Below are 1,606 nucleotides of genomic sequence, written 5' to 3' on the forward strand. Positions count from 1 at the left end.
TTTTAAGTGTTTTTCTATATAAAGTATGATAATTCTATACAATATATATTTGATATAAAATAATGAGATGTAAAAACAAATTCGGATTGACCCCTTAATATTGGACAAAAACTCACGAATACTTTCTTTTTCTTAGTTTATCTATATTTTAATGTTTATCGCTTTTTTTATTATACATAAATATTTATCCTCATCAAGGGTAAAGGCTACGCCCTTGCTATTGCAAGCCCTTGATTTCAGCTAAATATTTACGTAATTTGCTACTAAGCGAAAAAACATTAAAGTCTTACCACTAAAGGTTTTGCTGTTCCCTCTAAGGTTTTTTGATAGAATTCCATTGGAGAGATATAACCCAAGGAACTATGAATTCTAACCTTATTGTAGGATTTCATATATTCAGATACTGCCTCATAGGCTTCAGCATAAGTTTTAAATTCGTACCTTGATAAACATTCATCTTCTAGTAATCTATGGAAAGACTCTATATGAGCATTTTTATTTGGGGTTTTGAATGGTATTCTTTCATGCTCTAGTTTTAGTTCTTTACACACATCTTCAAATTTATGGCTAATAAATTGTGGACCATTGTCTGACCTTATTACTAAATTAGTTTCTTTATCATATAGACCCCGCTTCATTAAGGCTCTTTTAAGAATTATAGTTATATCTTCTGAAGTGCATGATAGTCCCATATGGTATTCTACTATGTTTCTATCATATACATCTAGAAAAGAGGATATATAGAAGAATCTATCTTCACCATGGATGTAACCGTATTTTATATCTACTTCCCAAAGAGCATTAGGATTTGCAATTTCTCTATTTTGAGCTATTTTCCTTGGATGCTTTGGTTTAACTATCCTTTGAGGTCTTAGTACATTTAATTCTTTACATAATCTATATACCTTCTTTTTATTTATGATTAAATTAAATTTTCTTCTTAGAATTATGGTTATTTTATAATAGCCATAGCATAATCCTTCAGATTCAATGATTTCACAAATATATTCTTTAATTTGTTCATCACAGACAGTTTGTCCATCGGTGGTTTTAGATGAACCTTGAATTGGTCTACCACCCTTGTTTATTAACTTTCTATCTTCTGTTGATTCTATATTTGAATCTTTATTTATATTAAAGTAATAGGTTGATTTATTTAATCCAAGTATTTTAAGTACCTTAGTTACTGGATAACCATACCCTAGCCATTTATTAGCTATATTTACTTTATCTTCTATCTTTGGGTCGTTTTTTTTAGTAGGTCTTTAAGAATAGCTATTTCAAGGTCCTTTTCACCTAATAGCTTCTTTAATTGCTCATTCTCCTTATCCAAGGAGGAATTAGTGCTATAATCTATATTAAGAGGATTATTGGTTTTATTAGCTGATTTTGACTCCCTAACCCATCTTGTTACTGTACCTGGAACAATATCATGTTTTCTTGCTACTAAAGTTGCATTACCAGTTTCCTCTACTTCTTTAACTATTTGTCTTTTAAATTCTTCTGAATATCTTGTATTTTTACTTCTCACTTTGGCAACCTCCTATTGATTATATTTTACTATAATCGTGTGCGATTGTCCAAAGTGGTTAGGGGGCTAAATAGT

Annotated in this window: 2 protein-coding genes; both read right to left on the bottom strand. The window is 29.8% G+C overall.

Going from position 1 to position 1,606, the window contains the following annotated elements; genetic code table 11:
- Nucleotides 1-278: 278 nt before the first annotated feature.
- Nucleotides 279-1,238, bottom strand: a complete 960-nt coding sequence (locus AB2369_RS13215) for an IS3 family transposase (RefSeq protein ID WP_367666935.1) — start codon at nucleotides 1,236-1,238, stop codon at nucleotides 279-281.
- A complete protein-coding gene (locus AB2369_RS13220) occupies nucleotides 1,235-1,531 on the bottom strand; it encodes a transposase (RefSeq protein WP_216544699.1) in 297 nt (98 codons plus the stop codon). The genes AB2369_RS13215 and AB2369_RS13220 overlap by 4 nt, the downstream gene beginning before the upstream one ends.
- Nucleotides 1,532-1,606: the final 75 nt, after the last annotated feature.

The sequence above is a fragment of the Clostridium sp. genome (assembly GCF_040797585.1).
In the GTDB taxonomy this organism is placed as follows: Bacteria; Bacillota; Clostridia; order Clostridiales; family Clostridiaceae; genus Clostridium_Z.